Below are 23,120 nucleotides of genomic sequence, written 5' to 3' on the forward strand. Positions count from 1 at the left end.
GGTGCGTCGGACGATGCCTTCCGGTTCCCGGCCGTGGCCGAGGAGGAAGGCTGTCCGCAGGGCGCTGTAGATGCCGCCATTGACCTTGAGTTGGGTGGACGCCTTGCCCCATAGGACGTGTCCGTCGTCGGTCGCCTTGATGCGCTGGGCGAACGCTTCGGCGAGCGTCTGAGGCTTGGGCTCTGCGGGCGCGGCCTGGCGGGGCGCCGACTGCTTCTTGCGCCGTCGGAGGTATCGGCGCTCGGCCTCGGTGAGCCCGGCGAAGATGCCGTCCGAGGGCTTGTTCTCCCAGGCCCACTGCGCGCATTGGGCGAAGACGGGGCAGCGTCGGCAGACGGCCTTGGCTTGTTCGACCTGGGGCAGGTAGGGGCCGATGGTGCCCTGGGGGAAGAACAGGTCGGGGTCTTCGGTACGGCAGGCAGCTGCGTCACGCCAGTCCGGGGCACGGTCGAGGGTGGAGATGCTCATCGGGCCACCGCCGGCATGTTCAGCGGCCACGTCACGCCGTCCAGCGCCCGACGGTGCGTGTCCGGGAGGACGACGAGGGGGTAGCCGAGCCAGTGCAGGCCCATCGCGGCGAGGATCGTCGCGTCGGCCTGGTCGTACCGGCCGCGGCCCTCGCACGGCACGCCGTACCGGTCGATGACGGCGTCGCGGACCATGCCCTTGCAGATGGTCTTCCGCTTGCTCGCGGGGTGGTCCTTGGCCGGGTTGGCGACGCCGCAGGCGTAGATGATGCGGTGCTGCGGCGGGCAGATCGCGAAGGGGATCCGGCGGCGCCACAGGTCGTGGCGGATGAGGCCGCGGAGGTAGGTCATCTCCTCGACGCCGGGCCGGTAGCCGAGGGACATGGCCGGGCCCTCGATGACGACGAGGCTGGTCTCCTCAGGGATCCGGTCGCGGACGTTGCGGCGGTGGAACTCGAGCCGGTCGTGTCCGGTGCGGGTGCCGGGGATGAGGGCGCCGGCGGTGGTGCCGTCGCTGATGCCGGTGCAGGTGAGGGAGAGGTCGAGGCCGTAGACGGTGGGGATGGTGAGCGGCCGGGGCCCGGCCGTCACGGGGGCGGCCTGGGCCTCGACGTCGAACAGTGTGGTCACTGAGCAGCCTCCGTCGGGTCGTTGCGGCATTCGGTGCAGCGGACGCCGCCGAGGCGGAGGTTGAGCTGCAGGGTGTCCCGGTCTTCGGCCGGGCAGTACGCCTCGATCTGGTCGAGGGCCTCGACCGGACGGAGCAGTGCGGCGTCGGTGGCCTCGCGGGTGGAGCGGTGCCGGCCGGTCGGGATGGGCCAGGAGCGGGCGATGATGACGGCGCCGATGCCGGTGGTGGTGATGGCTGCGCCGAGGGCGGCGGCGAGCTGGCTCACGTCAGGGCCTCCGGCTTCGGCTTCTGGAAGCCGGGCTGCCACGGCCCGCTGTCCTCGATGTGGCCGCCCTCGGGCATGCCGAGCGCGTCGTCGAGGCGGCCCTGGAGGTGATCGGCACGCTTCCTCTCCGCGGCCAGCTGCTCGCGGACGGCGGCGAGCTGCTTCTCCAGCTCGGCCAGGTAGTCCGGGTCCGACTCCGTCAGGGCGGAGTTCCGCTTGCCCAGTTCCTCGACTCGGCCGGCCAGGCGCCGGTTCGCGGCGTCCAGCTCAGCGTGCTGCCGGGTGATGGTGCGGCGCGCAACGCGTTCGGCCCGCTCGTTCTCCTCTGCGGTCTCGCACCGCTCGCGGAGGGCGTCGTTGTAGTTGCGGACCGCGGCGAGCTCCGCCTCGTGACGGCGGCGGGTGACGAACCACATCAGGCGTCACCGCCCGCACGCTGTGCCGGGATGAACGGCCACTCGGTACGCACGCCGTCCGCCCACGACTCCTTGCCAGGCGTCCGCGCGAAGTAGTCCCGCAGGCTTTCCGCCTGCTGGCGGGCCCACTCGATCTGCTGCTTGTGCAGCTGTCCGAGGGTGGCTTCGCCGATCGGCTTCGTCTTCTTCGCGATCCTCCACGCCACGCGACACGCTGCGATGGCGTCCGCGTCTGCCGAGTGCGCGCCGTCCAGTGCCACGTCGTAGGTGCGGCAGAGGTCTTCGAGCTTCCGGCCGCCCCGCCGGTACGGGTCGACCTTCTTGTCCAACACCCGCGGGTCCACCACGAGGAGGTCATCGCCGACGATGTCCACCAGGGGCTGCACGCCGTAGCGGCGTGCCTCCCGGTCGACGATCGTCAGGTCGAACGACGCGTTCATCGCGACGATCGGCAGTCCGGCCGACACGTTCTCGGCGAGCGCGGCGACCAGCTGCTCGACGACCTCGGCCGCCGGCCGTCCCTCCGCGCGGGCCCGCTCCGTGGTGATGCCGTGGACCTTCGCGGCGCCCTCGGGGATGTCGATGCCGGGGTCGGCGAGCCAGTTGAAGGACTGGGTGGGCTGCTTGCCGCCGCACTGGACGACGCAGGCGGTGACGATGCGGTCGTTCTCGACGTCGACGCCGGTGGTCTCCAGGTCGAAGCCAGCGAGGCGGCCCTCGAACCATGCGGTCATCAGAGTTCACCGCCCTTGAGCGCGGCGAGGAACGTCTCCAGCTGGCCGAGGCTCGCGGACGACGGGTGAAGGCCGCCGTACCGCTGAGCGAATGCGGCCTCCAGCGCCTCGGTGGTCATGCCGCGCGGTCCGGCGGCGGCCATGATCTGGAACCACATCGACTCGGCGGCGGCCGGATCGACGATCTCGGCGTCCACCACGTCATCGCCGCGGTTGAAGACGTCAACCTGCTCCGGGGGCGCGTCGCCGTAGTCGGACGGGTTCAGGGCCCGCTCGGTGTCGTCCGGGTGCGGCCCGTCGGTCGCGCTGGGAACCGGCTTCGCGCGCAGCTCCTCGCCGCGGGCCTTCAGCACCTTGGCGAGATCGTCGTCCATTTGCTTGGCATCGACTGCCTGCTTCCAGAGCTTGCCGACCTCCTCGGCCGTCTTGGCGACCGCAGCGAGCGCCGCATAGTCCGGCCGGCCGGACGTGATCGCCACCCGCTCCGGGCCCGACGCCACCGCCGGGGCCCCGCCGGTGATCTGCCCGGCCATCAGCGCAGCCGGGGTGATCTCCACGTCCAGCGTCGGCACCTTGAAGCGGGCCAGCTGGTCCTTGACGATGGCCGTCTTCTCTTCCATCCCGAGCCACCCGGCGACGTACCCGCCGGCCTGTGACAGCAGTTCGGCGGCCGGGGGCAGGGTGACGGCGGCGTGGTAGCCCTTGGAGATGAGGAGCCACTGGCCGAGCGCCGGAACGTCGCGGAGCATGACGTTGACGCGGGTGGTCATGGCGCAGTCGCGGTTGTCCGGGTCGCACAGGCAGGGCCGGTCGGACTTGTGCTCGGTGACGCCGTCGCAGCGGCGCTGGCACTTCGACCCGGCGTACAGCTCGTACCACTGCGACACCGCATCCGTCGGCGGAATCAGCACGGGGAGCCTGTCGGCTTTCGAGTAGACCTCGAACTCGGCGGGGCCGCCGTTGGCCGGGGTCCACGGCTTGACCTCGCCGCCGTACAGCTTGGCGACCTCGGTGAGGATCTCCCGCGAGGGGCTGGTGAAGCGGAACTTGTCGAGCTTGGCGGGGCGGGTCTTGCCGTTGCGGGTGGGGACGACGTGGCCGAGTCGGATCTCGCCGAGCTGCCGCATGCGGCGCTGGAGGTCGATGATGGGCATCAGGCAGCCCTCTCTTCGCTGTTCGTGGTGGGCAGGGTGAGCGCAGGACGGATGACCGTCTTCGACAGGCCAGACGTCCACTCCGCGTTCCGCTTGACGGTCAGGAACGCGGCGAACACGGCGTCGTCAGCGACCGCGGGGATGAGCCGGTAGCCCTCCGGCCGCAGGTGCAGGACCACGCCGGACCAGAACGTGGAGGGCATCGGGACCTTCGTGCCGTCCCGCAGCCACGCCACCCGGGCCTTGCGGTAGGCAGCCATCTGCAACGACGCCTCCGGGTAGACGCCCTTCACGTCGAGCTCTCCGCCGGTCTTCGTATCGCCGCAGAACACCGTGTCCGCGGAAACCTCGGTGCCGAAGTACTCGGCCAACGCGGCCGCGATGAGCGGGGACCGGAGCAGGTAGTCGAGCGTGCCGGCGTACCCCTCGTCCTCGTTGCCGACGACCATCTCGGAAGCCTCGAAGGTGACCTGCCACTCCTCGACGAAGCGGAGGAAGTGGTCCAGGAACGGCGTGAGTTCCGGGTCGGTGAGCAGCTCGGCGGGCATCGGCGTGCCGAGGACGTGGGACTCGATGAGGCTGTGCACGGCGGAGCCGACGTCCTTGCGCTCGTCCTTCTTGCGGGTGTGGGCGCGGCGGAGCCAGTCGTAGGCCTCGGTGCGCTGCTCCGGGCGGAGGGACGAGCCGACGAGGTACGGGAGGTTGTTCATCGCCGTTTCGGCGGTGATGTTCCCGGCCCAGAAGGTGAGGGCGTCGCCCTTGGAGCAGCCCTGCTCCAGGATCGTGGTGACCCTGCGGAGCTTGAGGTCAGTGCCCTTGACGCGGTACCAGCCCTGGGAGGGGCGGGGGATGCGGTCGGTGCCGGTCGGTGCGCTCACGGTCTTCCGAGAGCGGCGGCCGGCGGCCGGGGCCGAAGCCCCGACCGTCGTGCTCGTACTCACTTGCTGTCCCCCTGGGGCGTGTCGTTGTGGGTGCTGCGCATGGCGGCCGTCTCATCAGCGACGTAGTGGTGCAGCAGCCGCCGCACCTCCGCCACGTCGGCGTCGTCGGGCCGGACGACCACCCGGAGCGTGCGGACGAGGCCGCGGAGCATGGCGAGTTCGCCGTCGTACGCCTCGGGAGTGGCCTCGGCCGCGGGGCGGCTGCTCTTCTCTCCGGTGACGGCCGCACGGGCCACGGATGCCTCCAGGCGGAGGAACCGCAGGACCGTGTTCTTGCTGACGGTGCGGGAGGTACCGGCGGTCAGGCGCTGCTCGGCCTCGGCCGCCAGGTCCGTGATGACCTCGGCGCGGACGAGGCCGTACAGCTCCTCGACGCGGGCGTCGGTCGTCTCCCGGGAGGTCCACATGTCGGCCAGCAGGTGGACGTACTTGCGGAGTTCGGCGCAGGCGTTCATGCGGCGGCACCGCCCTCGTGGCGCTGGGCCGGGATCACCACGGCCGGGGCCGGAGCCAACGCCCGCAGACGGTCCGCCAGAGCACCGACCGCGTCCCCGTACACCGGGACCTCGTAGCCAACCCGGGCGAGGATCTCCTCCAGCAGCAGAGCCTCCGGCGCGTGACCATTGTGAGCGCGCGGCTCGGCCCGGTCGGCCGCGTACTCCAGCAGCAGGCCGAGCAGCTCCTCGTCGTCCACGATCGCGGTGATCGCGGTGGCGATGGGGTGCTCCAGGTCGAGCATCACGCCGGTGGGGATGCGGCGGACGTAGATCCGGGCGGGGCCGGTGATGGCCGGCCGCCGGAGGATGCGGTGGAGGATGAGACGGATGCGGTTCAACGGGCACCCCCGTGGTGGCGGTTGAGCAGGTTGGCGAGGAGGGTGGGCGCGTCGACGAGGAAGAAGGCGAGGATCGCGGCCCAGATGGAGGAGCCCCAGAGGAGCCAGTCGAGGGCGGTCACGACGCCTCACCCGCCTCGGCGTTCGGGCCCGGCGCGGTGTTGTGCGCGTGCTGCGCCTCCGCGATCAGCCGCCACGTGCCGCACGTCTTCTCCACCTCGGCCAGGGCCGTCTCGGCGGGGGCGTGGGTAATCGCGGACGCGGCCAACTCGTCGAGGAAGTCCGTCAGGTCCTCGTGGTCCAACAGAGCGGCCCACGGCAGCGCGGGCGGGTAGCTGTCCCCGGTCGGTGCGGCCAGCAGCTCGGCCCGCAGGTTCGTCAGCAGCAGACCGACCGCCATGTCCGGCCGGGGCAGCCCGTCGTAGTGCGCGAGGAGAACGGCCTGCACCTGGGCGAGGGCGGTCTCCGGAACGTCGGCCGGCCGCTCATACTCGGCGAGCCGGGCCTCCAGCTCGGCGACCCGGGTCCGCAGCTTCAGCAGCTCCTTCGCGTGCGCGTTCCGCTGCTCCAACAGCGTCCGGCCCTGGGCCTGCTCCGTGTAGAGCGCCGCCTCCAGCTCCGTGACCCGATCACCAGCGCGCATCGACTGCCACACGCCAAGCACCGCCCGGACCGCCGTCTCCAGGTAGCCCCAGTCCCAATAACCCTGGAAGAACCCGCCCGACGACAGGCACCGCCCCGGCCACGCGTCGCAGGCACACAGGTCGTCGTGCACCAGGTCGTTCACCGCGCGGTTGCCAGCAGCCGTGAGCTTCTCGATCTGCTCCTCGGTGAGGGACACAGGCCGGGGCGCCTGGGACTCCGGGCCCACCGGCATCGGCAGCACATCCGCCGAGCCGACAATCCCGCGCTCCGCCAACTCCGCCAGCGTCGCCATCACAAACTCCGGGCACGAGCAGACATCTGCCAGCGCGTACAGGGCGACCCCGCCCGACGTCACCGTGCGCCGCGTCCAGCAGGAGCCATCAGTCGTGTTGATCACCAGCGGGGCACTCATGCCGCCACCACCGACGCGACCAGCAGCGACACCGGGCACGACATGACGATCCGAACCCGGACGTCCCGCCAGACCGTTTCCACCGCGCACTCCAGGTTCGGCTCGTCCTCGAACAGGAACTCGGTCTCGATCACCTGCGTGCCGAGGGCGGACGCCCACGCCTCCGCGATCGGACGCGGGTCCTCGGCGCGGGTGTGCGAGCCCTGCAAGTCGCCCGCGAGGTGCTTGTGGGCGGAGATCCGCCACGACAGTGCGGGCAGGGTGGGGTGCTCCTCCAGGAGCTGCACCAGCGCGACAGCCGCGCCGTGCTGAGAGATAGGGTTGGTCTTCAAGGTGACTCTTCCTTGCTTGGTTGGTCGCCGAGTCGATGGGCTGCTCGGGCCTGGCAGTCGGAGCGGCCCTTCGGCGTTTGGTGGGTCAGGCGGCCTTCGCGGCCGGCGGGGCCTCCGCCACGGGCACGGCCTGCGGCACAAGGCCGGCCGGGCGCGTCATGATCCGGCGGAGCTTCTCCACCAGCTCGTCGGTCGGCTCCGGGGCCTGGGCGACGCGCTCGTGGATCTCCGCGATGACGGCGTCGCCGAGGAGCGCGTGGCGCTCTTCGCGGGTCATGCGGCGACTCCGGCGGGCTCGTCTTCCTCGTCGTCGATCAGGTCCATGACGGTGCGAATGTCCAGGTCATATGCCTGCGCGAGCCTGAGCGCCGAGTTCAGGTCAGGTTGTGCGGACCCGTCGACGTATCGATAAGCGGACGAGATGCTCACGCCGGTGCGCTTGGCGATGGCGTAGGGCGTCTTGTCGCCGTGCTGCGCGGCGATGGCGCGGAGGCGAGTGACGTTGAGTCGGTACACGTGGATGTCCCTCCCTTCGCAGGTGGTGGGGTGGTTTCCCTGACGAGGGAAACTAGACCACAGTCATTCCCTCCCTGGCAAGGGAATGTGCGAGATCGGGAAGGATGAAATTGCACTCGTACGTGTGTTCGAACGAGCGCGTGACCTGTGTTGTTGCAGGTCAGTGGCCGGAATGCTGCTTTCCCGGGGGAGGGAATCGTCGACTATTCCCTCTCCAGGGAAGTAGAGTTCCGGGACATGACGGATGCCCCCACCGGACGTGAAGAGCGGTTCTTCGCGCTCGTCTTCCCCGCCCTCGAACGCGCCGGCTACACGGCGTATGGCGCGCAGCAGAAACTCGTGGCCGCCACCGGCATCAACAAGACCACGGTCTCGCGGCTCCTACGCGGGGAGACGGTTCCGCACGTCAAGTTCTTCCCCGCCCTAGCCAAGGCGTTGGGACTGGACCCCGTCGAACTCCTTGTCGCTGCCGAGATCGTGCCACCTGAGTACCTGGAGTCTCAGCAAGCACTGTCCGAAACAGATCGGTCACAGGTAGGCTCAAATCTCACTCCGGAGGAGGTGGCCGATCAGTGGGGCATCCTCGATGACGTAGGACGCTTCACGTTCTTCGCCGTCGTCGACAAGCTCACCACCGACGAAGCCGACGAAGCCGACCCCGGAGACGCGACAGCACAGGCGTAACACCCGGGGGTATGCATGGATCTCACGGCTCGCACCAAAGCCGCGGTCGCAATAGCCGTAGGAATCCTGCTCGCAGGGTTCGCCGTGATCATCCGAAGCGCCTCAGTTCATAACGCAGCAGGCTCCATCGGTGGGGCCTGCCTCGTCATGACCGGCCTGTCTCTCGTCATCCTCATCTTCGTCCGCCGCTGGGTCTGCGACACCCGCGATGAACGACGCGTCCTCGCCGACACACAGCGCCAGGCGCAGGCCGAGCAGACACGTTTCCTCGCCCTCCAGGCTGCACAGGTGAACGAGATGGGCCGCCTCACTCAGGAGCGGGCCGCCGAACGAGCCCGCAACACCGCCACCCTCAAAGCCGAACGCGAGAAGCTCCGCGCAGAGTTCCAAGGCACGCGCGCCAAAGAGCTGTCCGAAGCGTTCCAGACCGGCGCCGAGATGGAACGCGCCGGCGTCTTCAAGAAGCGCCAGCAGCCCAGCCGCGGGAACCTGCTGACGTTCCCGAAGAAGCAGCCCGCGGCCCCGGAAGCCGAGAGGGAGCGGTCGCGGGAGCACGGAGTGGTCGGTCCCTGAACCCGAGCTCCCCCACGAACGAGAGGCGGATCCGGCCCGGCTCCAGCTTGCGCGCGCCGGTCGTCGTCGCCTTGTACAAGCGGACGGTCACCACACTCCGGATCACCTCCCGCTTCTGCTCCAGCGTCAGCCCGGGCAACGCCGACCGTTCCGCCGAGGCGGGGCGGCCGTTCCAGACACTCTCCGGGTCCTCGTTCAGCATCCGCAGCAGCAGCGGCGAGGTCCCGGTGAAGCGCTGCAACTTCTTCCGCTCCGCCTCCAGCTTCGGCTCGATCCGCGCCTCCATGCCTGCAAGAGACGCCGCCGACAGCTTGAACCGGCCCGCTTCCTCGTCGAAGGTCTCGGCGAGATGCCGGGCCTCAGCGAGCTGCTCCTCGTACGAGTTGATCAGCCGCTGTGTGGCGGTCACCGCCTCCTCGACCTTGTCGTCCGCTGGGACAAGGGCGGCCCGAGCCTTCTGCTTGTTGCTGAACCAGGCGAGCAGGGCCTCCTCGACATAGGCGTTGAGGAGGTGCTCAACGATCGATGTGTCCTGCTTCTCCGTGCAGGCCATCGTGGGGTTCTTCCGTCGGCCGGTCGTAGTGAGGTATCGCAGGCGCGCGTGATCGCCGCACTCACCGCACAAGCCGAGGTACGACATCAGGTGCTGGACCTCGGTCCCTCGGTGGGCTGTCCGGGCGGGATCGGTGAGCTTCTCCGTGACGCGGAAGAACATGGCCCTGCCCTGGGGCGTCTCAAGCCCCTTGATCGGGGCCCAGACCGCCTTGATGTACTCGCCTCGGTGGAGGCGTTCGCCGACGTACACGCGGTTCATGACCGTCATGCGGATCAAGTCTTCCGCCCACGGACTTCCATCCAGCCGCGCAGCGTTCGGCTCCGACCTGAGCCAGCGCTTCACCGAGCCGAGGGTGTGGCCGGCGTCCAGGCGGCGCAGCATCTCCAGCACGTAGGGCCCGCGCTCATCTTCCTCCTGCCCGGTACAGCGCTTGCGGCCGTTGACCATGTCATACGTCCGCGTGTACCCGTAGATCGCCTTGCCGTGGGGCATTCCCGCTTTGGCCTGCTGGCTGGCTGTTCGCAGGTTCTGGTCCCGTAGGCCTTCTGCCTCGTCCTCTGCGTCGACGGCGTGCTGAGCGGTGGTCTTACGGTCGTCGCGGCGGGACAGGTCGTAAACCTGGCCGTTGTAGCAGAGCAGGACATTGCCGATCATGCAGGCTTTTCGTAGCCGGACGTAGGCGTCCAAGTCGCGGTAGTACCTGCTGGCGTTGAAGGCGACGACGATGCGGCGGACGCCGGGTGTGGTGGCACCGTCGGTGATGGCGTCGATGAGGGCCTCGAACTCGTCGCGCTTTCTGCTGGTGTGACGGCTGGCGGAGATGTCCGTGTCTTTGAACTCGCGGGTGATGCGCCAGCTGTTCTGCCCGCAGAGCGTGCGGCCCGTGGCTAGTTGGTCTTCAACGGAACTGCCGGATCCGGTGGCGTCGTCGCTGTTACGGCCGTAGAGCAGAGCCTCGAAGGCGACGCCGGGGATGACCAAGTGCAGGTACTCGGGCGCGTAGGGCATGCGGCCATGCTAGCGAAGTAGCGCCATCAGTAAGTGGGTTTGTGGCTCCACGTCTCGTACTGGCTGCGTGACATCCAGAACGCCACCGGCTCCCCGACGCCCTCGACGACCAGTTCGCCGAGCAGGACGTCCGCGGCTCCGGTGTGGAACTCGCCGGCCGGGTAGCACATCGGGGCGCTGCCGTCGCAGCAGCCGCCGGACTGGTGGAACATCAGCGGGCCGTGCGCCTCGCGGAGCCGCCGTAGCAGTGCGGCCGCCTCGGAGGTGAGCTCGACGGGGGGAGTCTCCTCGTGTGTGTCGCGCATACCGTGCATGCCAGCACGGAGAAGGTTGCGAGAGCGTTGCACGGGTGGCGACTCCAGCGGCGACTTTATCTCTTTTGACATACCTATCTGGTCATATCTATCGTGTCCGGGTGACCGACTCCAGCGCCCCTCGCCGGGACATCGACCGTGTGGCCTCCGGGCTCGCGGCATGCCTTCCGGCGCTGCATCGGGCGCTGGACCGGCAGGTCTCCGCCCAGTACCCGCATCCCAAGCCGCCGGAGAGCCGGCTCGCGCTGCTGCGGTTCGTCGCCCAGCGCGAGGGCGCCACGGTGCGCGAGGCCGCCGAGGCCCTGCTGATGAAGCCGAACAACGTCAGCGCCCTGGTCTCCCAGCTCACCGAGCAGGGAGACCTGGAGCGCCGGCAGGACAGCGCCGACCGGCGGGTCGCCCACCTCCACCTCACGGCCACGGCCCGTGAGCGTCTGTCCGAGGTGCGGGAACTGGAGACCGCGTTCATCCGCCACGCCCTGACCTCCCTCACCGAAGGGCAGCAGGGCGCGCTCGGCTCCGCCCTGGACGCCCTCGACGCGCTGTCGCGGCACCTCCACCCCACCGCCCGCTGACCGGGCGGGGCCCAGGCATTCCCGCCGGCTGCGGGCACACCGTCGTGCCCGCAGCCGGCCGGCCGTGCGCCCGTGGGCCGCCCCGCCCCGCACCACCCCCGTGAATCTGGAAGAGAAGGCTCACCCATGCCGTCCACGTCCGTGGATCACCCCACCCCACCCGCGGCCAAGACCGCCCCACCGGCGGCCGGCCGCCTGCGGTCCAACCCCTGGCTGACCCTGCTCGCCGTCGCGTTCGGACTGTTCATGGTCCAGCTCGACGGCTCCGTCGTCGCCATCGCCAATCCCGAGATCGGCAGCGACCTGCATGCGTCGACCGCCCAGCTCCAGTGGGTGACCAACTCCTACCTGCTCGCGCTCGCCGCCACCCTCATCCTGGGCGGCAAGCTCGGTGACCGGTTCGGCCGGCGCACCTACTACCTCGTGGGCGTCGCCGGGTTCACCCTCGCCTCCGTCGCCATCGGCCTGGCCGGGTCGATCGAGGGTGTGGTCGCCTTCCGTGCCCTCCAGGGCGCCTTCGGCGGACTGCTGATGCCCAACACCCTCGGACTGCTCCGCTCCGTGTTCCCGCCGAAGAAGTTCGGCATGGCCGTGGGCATCTGGGCCATGGTCTCCGCCGTCGCCACGGCCCTCGGACCCATCGTCGGCGGACTCCTCGTGGAGAGCGTCAACTGGGAGTCCGTCTTCTACATCAACGCCCCCATCGGCGTCCTCGCCATCGTCTTCGGCATCCTCGTCCTGCCCGAGAGCCGCAACGCCGCAGGCCGGGAGCGCTTCGACATCCCCGGCCTCGTCCTGCTCGCCCTCGGCCTGCTGGCCGTGGTCTTCGGCGTCGTCAAGGGCGAGACCTGGGGCTGGACGTCCGCGGGCACCCTGGGCTCCGTCGCCGCCGGCCTCGTGCTCCTGCTCGTGTTCGGCTGGTTCGAGACCCGCGTGGAGCACCCGCTGCTGCCGATGCGCCTGTTCCGCAACCGTGCGCTGACGATCGGCGCGATCATCACCGCGATGAACTTCTTCGTCATGCTCGGCGTGATCTTCTTCGTCATGCTGTACCTGCAGAACGTGCGGGGTTTCACGCCGGTCGAGGCGGGCCTGCGGACGCTTCCGCTCAGCCTCGCCTCGCTGGTCGCCTCGCCGCTGGGCGCGGCCCTGACCCAGCGCTTCGGCCCCCGTCTGACCATGCCGCTGGGCATGCTGCTCCAGGCGGCCTCCTGCTTCGGCATGCTCACCTGGCAGACCGACTCCTCCTACGCCACGATGTGGCCGCCGTTCATCGCGCTCGGCCTCGGTGTCGGCATGGTGATGGCCGCGTCCTCCGACGCCATCGTCGGCAACGCACCCGTCCGGGACGGCGGTGTGGCCGGCGGTCTGCAGGCGACGACCCTACAGATCGGCGGCGCGCTCGGTACGTCCGTGCTGGTCTCCCTGATCAGCAGCAAGGTCGGCTCGACGCTCACCGGGGAGCTGACCGGCGCGGGTGTGCCCTCGGCCATGGCACACGGCTTGCTGGAGGCCAAGGACGCCGTGGCGATGGGCGTGGCGCCCGTCTCCGACGACATGCCGGCCGGCCTGCGGGCCGCCGTCGTGGAGGGCAGCGGACAGGCGTTCATGAACGGCGTCCACGTGGCGGTGATCGTCACCGGCGTCCTGTGCGTGCTCGGCGCGGTGCTCGCCGCGGTCGGTATCCGGCGTGGCGCGGAGCAGCCGGCGGACCACTGAGGCCGCGGACGGCGGTGCCCGACCACTGACCGTGGACGGTGGTGCCCGACCACTGACCGTGGACGGTGGTGCTGAACACCGAGGCCGCGGACGGCGGTGCCCCTCCGACGCGGGGTGCCGCCGTCGGCGTATCTCAGATCTCCCCGGCCGCGGAACGGGGGAGCACCGTGACGCGGTGGAAGTTGCACTTCGAGGGCAGCTCCGCGGGGGGCCGGGCCTGATGGGCCTTCAGCGCGATGCTCACCAGGCTCAGCAGCAGGTCGACGTCCGTGTCGCAGTCCAGGTGCACGGTCACCCACCGTGATCCGGGAAGCATGCGGATGGCGCTGGAGTTGCCGAGGTCGTACTGGAAACGCTGGATGGCCCGGTGGGTGAGGTGGAGGTCCACGTCCCGGTCCGAGTGGAAGTGGACGATCTCGTCACGAACGGAGCGCAGGGCCCGTCCGGTTCCGCAACTGGCCGGGCCCGCGGTGAGGTCGGGCCAGGCCTGCAGCCGCTCAAGGGCGCGCTGAGCCAGAGTCATGGCCCCATAGTCGCTCGATCATCGCTTCGCAACCAGAGGTTGAGCGATTTGTAACCGGCACGTGAGGTGCGCGGGTGTGCCGCAGGCCGGTGGGAGACGCCGCACGGTGGCCGCACGGCCGGGTAGGGCGCCTCCCGGGGCCGTGCTACGGCGTCACGCAGCCGATCGTGTCCACGGGGAAGTCGTTGCCCGTGGACGTGGCGGTGAAGCCGAAGGTCACGCTGCCGTCCGGTGGGACGACGCGGTTGTGGTCCACGTTCCGGACCGTGACCGCACCGTCGGTGCCGCTGGACAGCGATCCGTTCCACACACTGCTGAGCGTGGTCCCGTCGCCCGGCTGCCACTCCACGGCCCAGCCGGTCAGCGGCTCAGTCCCGTGGTTCATCACCTCGACGGAGCCCTGGAAGCCGCCGCCCCAGGAGTTCTCCACGTTGTAGACGGCCATGCAGGAGCCGGAGTGGGTGGGTGGCGGGGTCGTGGGAGGCTCGGTCGGCGTCGGGGAGCCGCCCGAGTCGCCGATGCCGGTCACCTCGCCGTTGCCGCCGTCGAAGACGATGTCGGAACAGGAGAAAAAGTTCTCCTGGCTGTCCGAACGCACCCACTGCATGAAGATCAGCGCGTCGCCCGAGCGGCCCGACGGCAGCGCCAGATCCCAGTAGTAGTGGCCTCCGTCGGCACCCGCCGAGCCCTGCTGGGGCGGGTCGGTCACCGTCTGGATCAGCTCCAGGTCGTCCCAGCCCAGCTCGGACGTGGGCGACCAGGTCGGCTTGGTCAGGTAGACCCGGAAGTCACCCGGGTGGGCCGCCCAGTTGCTGTAGTTCACCTGAACCGTCGACCCGGACGTCAGATGCGTCCGGGGCCAGTCGGCGCGGGCGGCGTTGTAGGCGGAGAAGTCGTACGGGGACCGGTCGCCGGCACTGCACAGAGTGCCGTCCGGCACATAACCGGCGCCGCGGCCTCCGGCGTTGGAGTCGAGCACGGCGAACCAGTTGTACAGCGCCGTCGCGCCGCTCTGGTCCAGGGCGCTCTGACAGGCGGGGTTCGTCGGGTCCAGGGCGCCGGTGCCGGTCTTGGCGTCCAGCTGGCAGAGGTAGGTGCGTGAGCCGGGCATCATCGCCACGCCGTGCGCGTCGGCACGCCCCTGCCCGAGCAGGAAGGTCACGCCGAGCGTGCCGAGCAGGGTGGCCAGTACAGCCGCGAGAGAGAGGGATCTGCTGCGTCGAACCATAGGGGGCTCCTGTTTCCGGGGTGAATCTTTCCCTTGCTGGTGACCGGATGATTCCGGATGATCAGTCCATGGCAATGACAATCGGGATGTGGTGATCGGAACTCGGTGATCACGGAGTGACGTTCGGGGCTGCGCTCGGGGCTGCGCTCGAGGTGGGCGATGGAGCCCCCGCCCGCCCGGGGAAGGCGCTACGACCGGACGGGCGAGGGAGCGTTGGGCCGTGCGCGGTCGCTAGGCGGTGGTGCAGACGGCGTCGTTCAGGCGGAAGCCGTCCGGCTCGGCGAACGCGCCGCTGTGGGTGCCCTGGAAGCCGAACGTCAGGCTGCCGCCGGCTGCGAGCCGGGCGTTGTGCCCCACGCCGGTCGCCGTGACGGTGCCCGTGGCAGGGGAGAGCGAGGCGTTCCAGGCGTTGGTCACCCGCTGGCCGGAGGGCAGGGTGAAGGCGAGCTGCCAGCCGTCGACGGGAGTCGTGCCGGTGTTGGTGACGGTGACGTCCGCGGTGAAGCCGTTCTGCCAGGCGTTCGCTCCGTACGTCACCTCGCACGCCACGGGGTTGCCCGGGTCGCCGGGGTCATCGGGGTCGCCCGCGCCGCCGCCGGTCTCGACGGTGGAGGAGAAGGAGTTCACAGCCAGCCCGGCGCCGCCCTGCCACGGCTCGAAGCCGGCCTGGACACTCGTCAGATACCAGTCGTCCTCGGCCAGCCCGCGCGCCACGGTCGCCCGGACGAAGTCCATGACGTCGAAGCTCCAGTCGGTGATCGCGGACGGGGCGACGAAGGACAGCACGTCGTTGGAGCCGTTGCTGCCGGTCCACACCTCCCAGCTCCGTCCGCCCACCGAGGCCGTTCCGGCCTGGGAACCGATGGGCTGGATCGGGCCCACCCTGTTGAACCAGATCATGATCTCGGTCTGGTTCACCCCGTCGGTACGGGGAGTCGGGTCCAGCCAGATGTCGTACGAGGCGTTGTAGACGGCGTCGCCGACGAAGCCGTACGAGATGCTGGAGGGCGCCTCGGTGACGGTGTCGATGCGGGCGGGGAGTTCGGTGCCCGGCGAGCAGGTCGTGTAGTGGCAGCCGTTGAAGACCGACGGATACGACTTCGGCGCCCCGTCGGTCGGCGCGGAGCCGTCGGCCTGGCCGATCCGGAAGCCGGTCTCCGTGGCCGTTACGCACTGGGTGGCAGTGGAACCCCAGCGGTTGTTCTGGACGACGTACCGTCCCTGGATCGCCGTCGTGCCGAACGGTTCGCAGAGTGTGGTGTCCGCCTGGGCCGGCGCCGCCGCGGTCATGAGTGACGCGACGACCGCGAAGGTCGCGACTAGTGTGCCTAGGAGGCCGCGCAGGGAGCGGACTTGGGGCCGTAACGGTCGCATGGGGGCCTCTCCGGGAGGGTGGGGGGGGTGGGGGGGAAGGAGGGGGCCGGTGCGGGAGCGCTCCCAACTCCCCATGGATGGGAGCGCTCCCACTTATCGGTTGACTGGGGACTGTAGGAGCAGTTCATGTTCCTGACAAGACTGTGCGCGTCGGAGTCGTCGAAGAGATGGCGAAGAGATGTCGAAGCCCCAGGTGACAGACGCGCCGCCGGTGAGTGCCCGCCCATCGACGCCGTCAGGTGGAGTCGCGGAGTACCAGTTCCGTACGGAGGATGACGTGCCGCCAGGAGCCGGGGGTGTCCTCCATCTCCTCCAGCAGGAGCCGCACCATCGTGCGGCCGATCTCCTCCAGCGGCTGCCGGACCGTCGTCAGCGGCGGATCCGTGGGCCGGGCGGGCCGGGAGTCGTCGAAGCCGATCACCGCCACGTCCTGCGGCACCCGGCGGCCTGCCGCGCGCAGCGCGATCAGCGCCCCGGAGGCCATCGAGTCCGAGGCGGCGAAGACCGCGTCGAGCTCCGGATGACGGGCGATCAGCCCGGTCATCGCCCGGCGCCCGCTCTCCTCCGCGAAATCACCGCCCTCGACGACCAGTGAGGGCCTGACCTCCACGCCCGCCAGCTCCAGGGCCTCCCGGTATCCGCGCAGCCGGCACTGGGCGACGTACATGTCGAGCGGTCCACTGATGGCCCCGATCATGGTCCGGCCGCCGTTCAGCAGGTGCGTGACCGCGCCACGCGCGCCGCCGGTGTTGTCGGCGTCGACGTAGGTGACGCTCTCGTCGCCGGAACGCCGCCCCAGCATGACGGTGGGCAGTCCCGCCTTCGCGAGCAGGTCCGGCAGCGGGTCCTCGGCGCGCACGGACATCAGCAGCACGCCGTCGACTCGGCCACCGCGCGCGTACTCCACGAAACGCTGCCGCTCGGTGTCCGTACGGACCAGGGTGAGCAGCAACTGCACCGGAGTGTCGGCGAGGGCGTCGCCGACGGCATGGACGATCTCGGTGAAGAAGGGCTCCCCGAACAGCCGCCAGTCCGTCTCCGTGATGACCAGCGCGACGGCGTCCGCGCGGTGGCCGGCCAGGGAACGGGCCGCGAGATTCGGGACGTAGCCCAGTTCGGCGATGGCCTGCTGCACGGCGCGGCGTGTCGAATCCCGTACACCGGACGCGTTGTTGACGACCCTCGAGACGGTGCCCCGCCCCACACCGGCGCGGGCGGCCACCTCCTCCAGCGTCGGCGTACCGGGACGCTGCCTGCCCATGCCCGCCTCCCCCCCCCCACGAGATCATCCGATACTACGGCTCCCCACTCGGCTCGGCGGGCCGATCGCTAGGGCGCCCCGGCATCGACGGGATCCGCCGGGTCCCCGGGGACTGCTGGATGGGCTGTTTCCACCGGGTCTGCGGGACTTCCCGGACGGGCGGGGACAGCCGGGTCCGCGGCGTTCGTGAGGTCCGCGCCCCACGCGGCGGCGCACAGGATACGGTCGAGTTCCTCGGTGTGGACGGCGGCACCGAGCCAGGCACGGGCGAAGCGGCCGGAGTCGGCCGGAAGAAGCCGACCGAAGGGGTCGCGTGCACGCTCCGCGGCGGCGGCGTGCAGCGCGGCGAGGAGTTCTCCGGCGGTGACGAGGCCGTGCCGGCGAAGACGCGCGCCCTCGGTGTCCCGGTTTCCGGGAAAGGCGAGCACACGGCGGCCTCCGGACGTCGCCTGGTCGACCCGGCGCCGCAGCAGATGCACCGGGGCCTCGTCGACGGGGGGCCCGGCCGGCGCACCCCTGGGCGTCGGCGCGGTGGGCAGGTCCGCGCGGCGGAGCCGGTCGAGGCCGAGATCGATACGGGCGTCGGGGTCGGTGGGATGGCTCACGGCCAGGAGCAGGGCGCGGGGTTGCGGGGCCGGGGTGAGCCGGGCGACGACGCGTAGCCGGACGCCCCGGACGGACGCGAGGAGGCGGAGGTTCTCGCGGTCGGGCAGCGCGGGATCGTCATGGGCGGCGGCGAGCCGCAGCGGCCGGCCCCCGCAGTCGGCGACCAAACACTCGCCCGCCGCTTCGCGGACCGTGCCGGTGAGCGTGACGTCGAGGAACAACAGGTCCCGGTCGCCCGCCAGGGCCATGGAGACCTGTTCGTCCACCGGCACCGCCCACAGGCGGTCGAGGGGTTCGGCATGCCACGCGGCGCCGGCCGCGCGCACGGCCCGAACGCCCGCGCCGGCACCCAGGCGGCCCGTCGGGGAGACGGTCGCACCGGACACGGCGAGTCCCGCGCGTGAGAGTTCACGGTGGGTCAGGGACGTGTCGCCGAGGCGTACGGCCCGGTCGGCGGCGCCCGTGGCCCGCCCGGCGCCGCCCGGAGCCACGTCGGAGACCGAGTAGAGCCGTCCCGCGACGTCGGCCGTCCAGGTGACGGCTCCCCCGTATCCGGTCGCCGTGAGGACGGGCTCGGAGAAGAGCCCGTACAGGCGCAGGGACCCGTCCGGGGTGTACGGCTGCCGTGCAGTGCCCCGGAGTCCGGCGAGTTCCGGGCCGGTGGCGCCGGGGAGACGGTGGGAGATGACCAGGACGTCGCGGAGGGCGGCGGTGAGGTCGGTGAGGCGGTAGGCGGGGTCCGTGCTCCTGGCCGCGCGCAACGCGGTGACGACGGCGACCGCACGGCCCGCCGCACGGGGGAGTCCCGCGAGCCGCGCGGTGTGCGCGGCGCGCAGCAGCTCCGCCTGGAGCACGGCACCAGCACCGTCGGTGCCCGCCTCGAGCACGGCGGCCGCGGCGTCGTGCAGGGCGGCCGCGGCGACACGTTGGTCGGGGGTGGCCGTTTCGGAGGTGGGGGCGGCGGCCGGGACCGGGGCGGGCGGTGGCGGTGCCGAGTCCGTGACCGGTTGCTTCGTGACCGGTGGTGCGGTGACCGGCTGCTTCGTCGCCGGTTGCTCTGTCGCCGACGGCTCCGTGGGATCGGCGACAGGGGCCGCCGATGCCGCGGCGGCCCGGTGCAGACAGTCGGGTGCGAGCAGGCAACCGCAGCGGATCGCCCCGGCGCTGGTCACGACCCCGCCGGGAGCATGCAGTTCCAGTTCGGTGCCGTCGTCGACGGCGATGCGCACCATGTCGCCCGCCCGCGCCGTCGGCCGTGCCGCCACCTTGGCGACGCCCGCGTCGAGCCGTTTGCGCAGCCGGGGCGTCAGTGCCGCGACGAGCTCGGCGGTCACCGACGGGGCGACCGGCGGAAGCTGTGGGTTCACGCGATCTTCTCCCCTACCCAGCGGGCGAGTTCGAGCGGGCTGAGGGCGGCGACCGGCATGCCCGCGGCGACGAGCCGGCCCGCCACACCGGTGGAGTACCGGGGGCGTCCCGTGTCGTCGAGGCTCGCACAGCCCAGGACGTGGCAGCCGGCCCCGACCAGGGCACGGACCTCGCCGAGCAGCCCGCCCAGCGGGTAGCCCTCCTCGAAGTCGCTGACGACCACGACGAGGGTGCGGGACGGTACGGTGACCAGCTCGCGGGCGTGCCGCAGCCCCGCGGCGATGTGGGTGCCACCACCCACGCTGACCTCCAGCAGCAGGGACAACGGGTCCTCGACGTGGTCGGTGAAGTCGATGACCTCGGTGGAGAAGGCCAGGAAGTGCGTGGACAGGGTGGGCACTCCGGCCAGCACCGAGGCCGTGAGGGCTGCCCAGACCGTGGACGCCTCCATGGATCCCGACACGTCGGTCACCAGGATCAGCCGCCAGTCGGCGGACCGTCCGGCGCGGGTACGGAAGACGGGGCGTTCGGGGAGGACCTGGACCGTGCCGTCCGGGAAGCGGCGCGCCGAGGCCAGGTTGGCCCGGAGGGTGCGGGGCAGGTCCAGGCCACCGCCCGGACGGCGGCTGGGGCGCGGCAGGACCGTGCCGTGCAGCGCCGGGCGCAGCTGTGTGGCCAACTGCCGGGTCAGTGCCTCGACCAGGCGCCGCACGAGCGGCCGGAGCGCGGCCAGGCGGGCCTCTGGCAGGCCGCCCGCATGGCGGAGCACGGTGCGCAGCAGGTCAACGGAGGGCCGGACGCTGTCCGGGTCCAGCTCCGCCAGGACGTCCGGCCGGCCCGACGCGGCCGCGGCCGCCAGGACCTCCTCGCGGATGCCCGGCCCGAACAGCACCGCCAGCTCCTCGGACCACGCACGCACACCCGGATAGGAAGCCTCCCGGCCGCCGCCGCGGCCCGGCCCGGTCAGGTCACCGCGGCTGCCCTCGCCCCGCCCGCTGCCGTACAGCTCGTCCAACGCGGTGGCCAACGGGGCCGCCGATGGGGGCAGCCGGTCGGTGCGGCGGCCGAGAACGAGCCGCCAGCGGTCGGCGGGGTCGAGGAGGTGGTCCCCGGCGACGGGTGGCGCGTCGGCGTCGGCGTCGGAGCCGGTGGCGGCGGACTCGGCTGTGCCGGCCTCGTCGGCAGCGAGTGCGGGAAGCAGCCCGAGTCCGCCGAGAGTGGCCCGGGCCGTGAGGTCCGCGCGGGTCCACAGGGCGAGGGCGTCGGGATCCACCCCGCCCGTGTCGGCCGGCCGGCCGACGCCCAGATGCTCCTCGACGGCGGTAAGGAGGCGGTCGCGGCCGGCCGGGCTGAGCGTGTCGAAGCCGCCGCGCAGCGAGGGCAGCCGGTCGAGGAAGTCCCGGTCGGACAGTTCGGAGACCCGCTCGAGCAGCGGATGCAGTGCCGGGGCCGCGGACTCCAGCAGCGGGCCGGCGGCTGTCAGCAGCCCGGTCAGCCGGGCGGTGAGCGCGGACCGGGAGGTGTGGTCGCTCGCCGTGTCCACCCAGGAGGCGACGCGGTCGCCCAGGATCTCCGCGTCCTCGTGTCCGAGCAGTACCCGGACAGCTCCCGCGGCACCGCGCATCAGGGGCGAGCCGTCGTGTGCAAGCCGGGCCAGGGCGTCGGTCAGACGGACACCGCCGAGGACGTCGGCCCGGTGGGCGAGCTCCAGCAGGGCGTGCGCGTCTGCGGGGTCCTCGGCCCCGGTGAGACCGTCCACCTGGCGAACCGCGGCGGAGGTCAACAGTTCGGCCACGGCGCGGGCCCGCACCGCACGGTCCCTGTCGGTACCGAGCGCTGCGATGTGACCCGCGCGCAACCGGTCCAGCAGGCCCAGGCCGGTGAGGAGCTCGGGCAGGGCGGCGGTGCCCGGCAGTGCCTCGGCGGCCTCCGCGAGCCGTGCGTCCGTCAGTTCCGGCAGGCCGCACTCCGCCGCCTGCCGGAGTCCCTCCAGCGTCTGAGCGGCCACCGGTCCGCCCTCGTCCCGCTCCGCACGCCACCGCTCCCGCAGGACCCCCTCGGCGGCCTGGGCGGGAGTGACACCGCGTACGCCGGCCGCGGACAGCATGGCCTCGGTCGCCGGAGTCCAGCGCACCTCCCACCGGGTCGTCAGCGTCTCCGCACCGCCCGCGCCGACGATCTCCTGCTCCTCCCCGTACGGCACACCGCACACCGCCAGACGGCGCAACAGCAGGTCGCGTTCACGGTCGAGGTCGGACCGCAAGGGGTCCAGCCGCAGATCCCGGGCGGCCGCGCCCGGCCTGGTGCCACTCGGCCCGACCGCCCCCCGTCCAGTGGGTCCCGGTCCGGGGGCGCCCGGTCCGGCGGTTCCCGGGCCGGGCAGCCCCAGCGCCGACAGTTCGGCCTCGACCGCCGGGGCCAGGCCGCTGCGTGGCGTGCCGGGAGCCGGACGGCCGCTGCGCGTCCCGACGAGGACCTGCTCCATGGCTCGGGCGACGGCACGCCCTCTGCCGTACGGCTCCCCCTGCGCGAGCACCGTCTGCACCGCCTCGACCAGCTCCCCCCGGCCCGCGGCGGGCAACCCGCGCAGCCGTGCCAGGTCCGAGGCCAGCCGGGTGATCTCGCGCGCGTCGGCGGGCCCCGACGGATGCCCGAGGGCGCGCAGCCCCACGCACACCCGTACGGCCGCCCCGGTCAGCGCCTCCTCCAGCGCCACCGGATCGCCTGCCGCCCGCAGCACGAGGTGCTGCCACTCCGGGTCCCGGATGCCCGCCGGATAGCCGGACCGCTCGTCCAGGAGGGCGTATGTGTACGGGATGAGGGACGTGATCCACCCGGAACGGTCGGCATCGCCGGGCGAGTCCTTGGGACCGGGCCGGTTCGCTACGTGACCGTGAGGGCCGGCGGGGTCGGAGTGGTCGCGGGGGTCGCGGGGGTCGCAGTGGTCGCGGGGGTCGCAGTGGTCGCGCTGGCCGGGGTGATCGGGGTGATCGGGGGCGTCAGCGGGGCGGTCGGGATTGTCGGGTTCAACGGGGTCAACGTGGTTGTCAGGGTTGGTGAGACGGCTGGTCCCACTGGTACCGCCGGGGCGGTGCGGCTCGGGCTCGGCAGCCGGGACCACCAGCGACGGGGCGTGGAAGGCACCCACGACCACCGCTGCACGCGCGCCGTCCGTGGCGGCGGCGGCCAGGCAGGAGCGCATCCACCGCTCACGCCGCAGATCGAACTCGGGCACACCTCCCGAGGCGATGGCCTCCTCGCGCAGCGCCCAGCCGGTGAGGAGCGCGGCACGGCGCAGCGCCTCCGGCTCGGAGCCCGGTGCGGTGGCCTCGACGAGACGGTCCCAGAGATCCTCGCCGGGACGGCCGGTCAGCCGGGCCCGGAGGGCGACGGTGAGCCCGGAACGGTCGTACTCCGGAGCCACGGAGGCGGGCGCGGTGGGACCGGTGGACGTGGTGGGACCGGTGGACGTCGTGGACGTGGTGGGACGCCTCCCCTCGTGCCACGCCCGGTCGGCCAGCGGCAGGTCGCAGGCGACGACCGGGACGCCGTGCCGGGTGGCCCAGCGCACGGCGGCGAGCTCGGGGGAGAAGTCCGCGAAGGGATAAAAGGCCGGCCCTCCGCCCGCCTCGGTGGACGCGGCCGCGAGGGCGACCGGCGCCCGTGTCTCCCCGTGGCCCAGCCAGGGCAGCCACTCCTGCATCTCGGCGGGAAGTTCGACCAGCAGGACGTCCGGAGCGGCCCCGTCCAGCAGCGTCGGGACGGCCGCGGCCAGGGACGGTGCGTGATGCCGTACGCCGATGACATAGGGCGCCGCGGCATCGGTGAGCGCGGCGACCGCTTCGTCGGGAGAGAGGCGCGAGGAGGCGAGAGGGGTCGAGGAGACCGGAGCGGACGCGGAGGCGAGAGAGGCCGAGGAGGCGGGACCGGGGGAGGAGGCGGGACCGGGCGAGGAGGCGGGACCGGGCGAGGAGTGGGACACG

At 71.6% G+C, this 23,120-nt stretch carries 24 protein-coding genes and 2 pseudogenes; 4 read left to right on the forward strand and 22 right to left on the reverse strand.

Annotated features, from left to right (window positions below):
* Window positions 1-189: 189 nt before the first annotated feature.
* The 14 genes and pseudogenes from ABEA26_RS03780 to ABEA26_RS03845 all read right to left on the reverse strand — a co-directional run.
* A pseudogene (locus ABEA26_RS03780) lies at window positions 190-468 on the reverse strand (WhiB family transcriptional regulator); the annotation flags it as partial.
* Window positions 465-1,097: a hypothetical protein gene (locus tag ABEA26_RS03785; protein ID WP_345589173.1), complete on the reverse strand. Its 633-nt coding sequence runs from the start codon at window positions 1,095-1,097 to the stop codon at window positions 465-467. The gene ABEA26_RS03785 and the pseudogene ABEA26_RS03780, both read right to left, overlap by 4 nt.
* Window positions 1,094-1,363: a hypothetical protein gene (locus ABEA26_RS03790; RefSeq protein WP_345589175.1), complete on the reverse strand. Its 270-nt coding sequence runs from the start codon at window positions 1,361-1,363 to the stop codon at window positions 1,094-1,096. The genes ABEA26_RS03785 and ABEA26_RS03790 overlap by 4 nt, the downstream gene beginning before the upstream one ends.
* Complete coding sequence (locus ABEA26_RS03795) at window positions 1,360-1,779, reverse strand: hypothetical protein (RefSeq protein ID WP_345589177.1); 420 nt, start codon at window positions 1,777-1,779, stop codon at window positions 1,360-1,362. Before ABEA26_RS03795 ends, ABEA26_RS03790 begins: the two co-directional genes overlap by 4 nt.
* Window positions 1,779-2,513, reverse strand: coding sequence for a 3'-5' exonuclease (locus ABEA26_RS03800; protein WP_345589179.1), 735 nt, complete (start codon window positions 2,511-2,513; stop codon window positions 1,779-1,781). Before ABEA26_RS03800 ends, ABEA26_RS03795 begins: the two co-directional genes overlap by 1 nt.
* The gene (locus ABEA26_RS03805; protein WP_345589181.1) at window positions 2,513-3,667 is read right to left on the reverse strand and encodes a recombination directionality factor; all 1,155 of its coding nucleotides are present in this window, start codon (window positions 3,665-3,667) and stop codon (window positions 2,513-2,515) included. Before ABEA26_RS03805 ends, ABEA26_RS03800 begins: the two co-directional genes overlap by 1 nt.
* On the reverse strand, window positions 3,667-4,545 hold the full coding sequence (locus ABEA26_RS03810) for a hypothetical protein (protein WP_345589183.1): 879 nt from the start codon (window positions 4,543-4,545) through the stop codon (window positions 3,667-3,669). The genes ABEA26_RS03805 and ABEA26_RS03810 overlap by 1 nt, the downstream gene beginning before the upstream one ends.
* 59 nt (window positions 4,546-4,604) lie before the next feature.
* Entirely contained in the window at window positions 4,605-5,063 is a 459-nt protein-coding gene (locus tag ABEA26_RS03815) for a hypothetical protein (protein WP_345589185.1), read from the reverse strand.
* On the reverse strand, window positions 5,060-5,443 hold the full coding sequence (locus ABEA26_RS03820; RefSeq protein ID WP_345589187.1) for a hypothetical protein: 384 nt from the start codon (window positions 5,441-5,443) through the stop codon (window positions 5,060-5,062). The genes ABEA26_RS03815 and ABEA26_RS03820 overlap by 4 nt, the downstream gene beginning before the upstream one ends.
* Window positions 5,440-5,565 (reverse strand): hypothetical protein, encoded by a 126-nt coding sequence (locus tag ABEA26_RS03825; protein ID WP_345589189.1) that lies wholly within the window; start codon window positions 5,563-5,565, stop codon window positions 5,440-5,442. The genes ABEA26_RS03820 and ABEA26_RS03825 overlap by 4 nt, the downstream gene beginning before the upstream one ends.
* On the reverse strand, window positions 5,562-6,500 hold the full coding sequence (locus ABEA26_RS03830; RefSeq protein WP_345589190.1) for a hypothetical protein: 939 nt from the start codon (window positions 6,498-6,500) through the stop codon (window positions 5,562-5,564). The genes ABEA26_RS03825 and ABEA26_RS03830 overlap by 4 nt, the downstream gene beginning before the upstream one ends.
* On the reverse strand, window positions 6,497-6,832 hold the full coding sequence (locus ABEA26_RS03835; RefSeq protein WP_345589193.1) for a hypothetical protein: 336 nt from the start codon (window positions 6,830-6,832) through the stop codon (window positions 6,497-6,499). The genes ABEA26_RS03830 and ABEA26_RS03835 overlap by 4 nt, the downstream gene beginning before the upstream one ends.
* A gap of 85 nt (window positions 6,833-6,917) precedes the next feature.
* Window positions 6,918-7,109 (reverse strand): hypothetical protein, encoded by a 192-nt coding sequence (locus tag ABEA26_RS03840; RefSeq protein ID WP_345589195.1) that lies wholly within the window; start codon window positions 7,107-7,109, stop codon window positions 6,918-6,920.
* The gene (locus tag ABEA26_RS03845; RefSeq protein WP_345589196.1) at window positions 7,106-7,348 is read right to left on the reverse strand and encodes a helix-turn-helix domain-containing protein; all 243 of its coding nucleotides are present in this window, start codon (window positions 7,346-7,348) and stop codon (window positions 7,106-7,108) included. Before ABEA26_RS03845 ends, ABEA26_RS03840 begins: the two co-directional genes overlap by 4 nt.
* Before the next feature lie 237 nt (window positions 7,349-7,585).
* On the opposite strand from ABEA26_RS03845, the gene ABEA26_RS03850 reads away from it, so the two are divergent.
* The gene (locus tag ABEA26_RS03850) at window positions 7,586-8,032 is read left to right on the forward strand and encodes a helix-turn-helix domain-containing protein (RefSeq protein WP_345589197.1); all 447 of its coding nucleotides are present in this window, start codon (window positions 7,586-7,588) and stop codon (window positions 8,030-8,032) included.
* A gap of 147 nt (window positions 8,033-8,179) precedes the next feature.
* The gene (locus tag ABEA26_RS03855) at window positions 8,180-8,605 is read left to right on the forward strand and encodes a hypothetical protein (protein ID WP_345589199.1); all 426 of its coding nucleotides are present in this window, start codon (window positions 8,180-8,182) and stop codon (window positions 8,603-8,605) included.
* Here the strand turns inward: ABEA26_RS03855 and ABEA26_RS03860 are convergent.
* A complete protein-coding gene (locus tag ABEA26_RS03860; protein WP_345589200.1) occupies window positions 8,490-10,169 on the reverse strand; it encodes a recombinase family protein in 1,680 nt (559 codons plus the stop codon). The two genes, ABEA26_RS03855 and ABEA26_RS03860, sit on opposite strands and share 116 nt — an antisense overlap.
* Window positions 10,170-10,210: 41 nt before the next feature.
* Window positions 10,211-10,474, reverse strand: a pseudogene (locus tag ABEA26_RS03865) (DUF779 domain-containing protein); the annotation flags it as partial.
* A gap of 110 nt (window positions 10,475-10,584) precedes the next feature.
* Between ABEA26_RS03865 and ABEA26_RS03870 the strand changes: the two are divergent.
* Together ABEA26_RS03870 and ABEA26_RS03875 are read left to right on the forward strand one after the other, a co-directional pair.
* Window positions 10,585-11,058, forward strand: coding sequence for a MarR family winged helix-turn-helix transcriptional regulator (locus ABEA26_RS03870; RefSeq protein WP_345589201.1), 474 nt, complete (start codon window positions 10,585-10,587; stop codon window positions 11,056-11,058).
* A gap of 126 nt (window positions 11,059-11,184) precedes the next feature.
* Window positions 11,185-12,777, forward strand: a complete 1,593-nt coding sequence (locus ABEA26_RS03875) for an MFS transporter (protein ID WP_345589202.1) — start codon at window positions 11,185-11,187, stop codon at window positions 12,775-12,777.
* Between the two features lie 133 nt (window positions 12,778-12,910).
* Here the strand turns inward: ABEA26_RS03875 and ABEA26_RS03880 are convergent, their stop codons facing one another.
* From ABEA26_RS03880 to ABEA26_RS03905, 6 genes are all read right to left on the reverse strand, one after another.
* Window positions 12,911-13,300: a luciferase domain-containing protein gene (locus ABEA26_RS03880; RefSeq protein ID WP_345589203.1), complete on the reverse strand. Its 390-nt coding sequence runs from the start codon at window positions 13,298-13,300 to the stop codon at window positions 12,911-12,913.
* A 145-nt stretch (window positions 13,301-13,445) separates the two neighbouring features.
* Window positions 13,446-14,528: a lytic polysaccharide monooxygenase auxiliary activity family 9 protein gene (locus ABEA26_RS03885; protein WP_345589205.1), complete on the reverse strand. Its 1,083-nt coding sequence runs from the start codon at window positions 14,526-14,528 to the stop codon at window positions 13,446-13,448.
* Between the two features lie 231 nt (window positions 14,529-14,759).
* On the reverse strand, window positions 14,760-15,902 hold the full coding sequence (locus tag ABEA26_RS03890; RefSeq protein ID WP_345589207.1) for a glycoside hydrolase family 12 protein: 1,143 nt from the start codon (window positions 15,900-15,902) through the stop codon (window positions 14,760-14,762).
* 235 nt (window positions 15,903-16,137) lie between these two features.
* Window positions 16,138-17,163 carry a LacI family DNA-binding transcriptional regulator gene (locus tag ABEA26_RS03895; RefSeq protein WP_345589209.1) on the reverse strand — a complete coding sequence of 342 codons (1,026 nt, stop codon included), beginning with the start codon at window positions 17,161-17,163 and terminating at the stop codon, window positions 16,138-16,140.
* 68 nt (window positions 17,164-17,231) lie between these two features.
* Window positions 17,232-19,136, reverse strand: a complete 1,905-nt coding sequence (locus ABEA26_RS03900) for a hypothetical protein (RefSeq protein WP_345589211.1) — start codon at window positions 19,134-19,136, stop codon at window positions 17,232-17,234.
* A complete protein-coding gene (locus ABEA26_RS03905) occupies window positions 19,133-23,119 on the reverse strand; it encodes a vWA domain-containing protein (protein ID WP_345589213.1) in 3,987 nt (1,328 codons plus the stop codon). Before ABEA26_RS03905 ends, ABEA26_RS03900 begins: the two co-directional genes overlap by 4 nt.
* Between the last annotated feature and the right edge of the window lies 1 nt (window position 23,120).

This window comes from Streptomyces marokkonensis (assembly GCF_039539045.1).
GTDB lineage: Bacteria > Actinomycetota > Actinomycetes > Streptomycetales > Streptomycetaceae > Streptomyces > Streptomyces marokkonensis.

Coding starts and splice junctions, on each gene's coding strand:
- ABEA26_RS03885 (WP_345589205.1), bottom strand. CDS start 14,528: ATGGTTCGACGCAGCAGATCCCTCTCTCTCGCGGCTGTACTGGCCACC.
- ABEA26_RS03890 (WP_345589207.1), bottom strand. CDS start 15,902: ATGCGACCGTTACGGCCCCAAGTCCGCTCCCTGCGCGGCCTCCTAGGC.
- ABEA26_RS03795 (WP_345589177.1), bottom strand. CDS start 1,779: ATGTGGTTCGTCACCCGCCGCCGTCACGAGGCGGAGCTCGCCGCGGTC.
- ABEA26_RS03895 (WP_345589209.1), bottom strand. CDS start 17,163: ATGGGCAGGCAGCGTCCCGGTACGCCGACGCTGGAGGAGGTGGCCGCC.
- ABEA26_RS03860 (WP_345589200.1), bottom strand. CDS start 10,169: ATGCCCTACGCGCCCGAGTACCTGCACTTGGTCATCCCCGGCGTCGCC.
- ABEA26_RS03880 (WP_345589203.1), bottom strand. CDS start 13,300: ATGACTCTGGCTCAGCGCGCCCTTGAGCGGCTGCAGGCCTGGCCCGAC.
- ABEA26_RS03855 (WP_345589199.1), top strand. CDS start 8,180: ATGACCGGCCTGTCTCTCGTCATCCTCATCTTCGTCCGCCGCTGGGTC.
- ABEA26_RS03840 (WP_345589195.1), bottom strand. CDS start 7,109: ATGACCCGCGAAGAGCGCCACGCGCTCCTCGGCGACGCCGTCATCGCG.
- ABEA26_RS03875 (WP_345589202.1), top strand. CDS start 11,185: ATGCCGTCCACGTCCGTGGATCACCCCACCCCACCCGCGGCCAAGACC.
- ABEA26_RS03850 (WP_345589197.1), top strand. CDS start 7,586: ATGACGGATGCCCCCACCGGACGTGAAGAGCGGTTCTTCGCGCTCGTC.
- ABEA26_RS03805 (WP_345589181.1), bottom strand. CDS start 3,667: ATGCCCATCATCGACCTCCAGCGCCGCATGCGGCAGCTCGGCGAGATC.
- ABEA26_RS03830 (WP_345589190.1), bottom strand. CDS start 6,500: ATGAGTGCCCCGCTGGTGATCAACACGACTGATGGCTCCTGCTGGACG.
- ABEA26_RS03815 (WP_345589185.1), bottom strand. CDS start 5,063: ATGAACGCCTGCGCCGAACTCCGCAAGTACGTCCACCTGCTGGCCGAC.
- ABEA26_RS03800 (WP_345589179.1), bottom strand. CDS start 2,513: ATGACCGCATGGTTCGAGGGCCGCCTCGCTGGCTTCGACCTGGAGACC.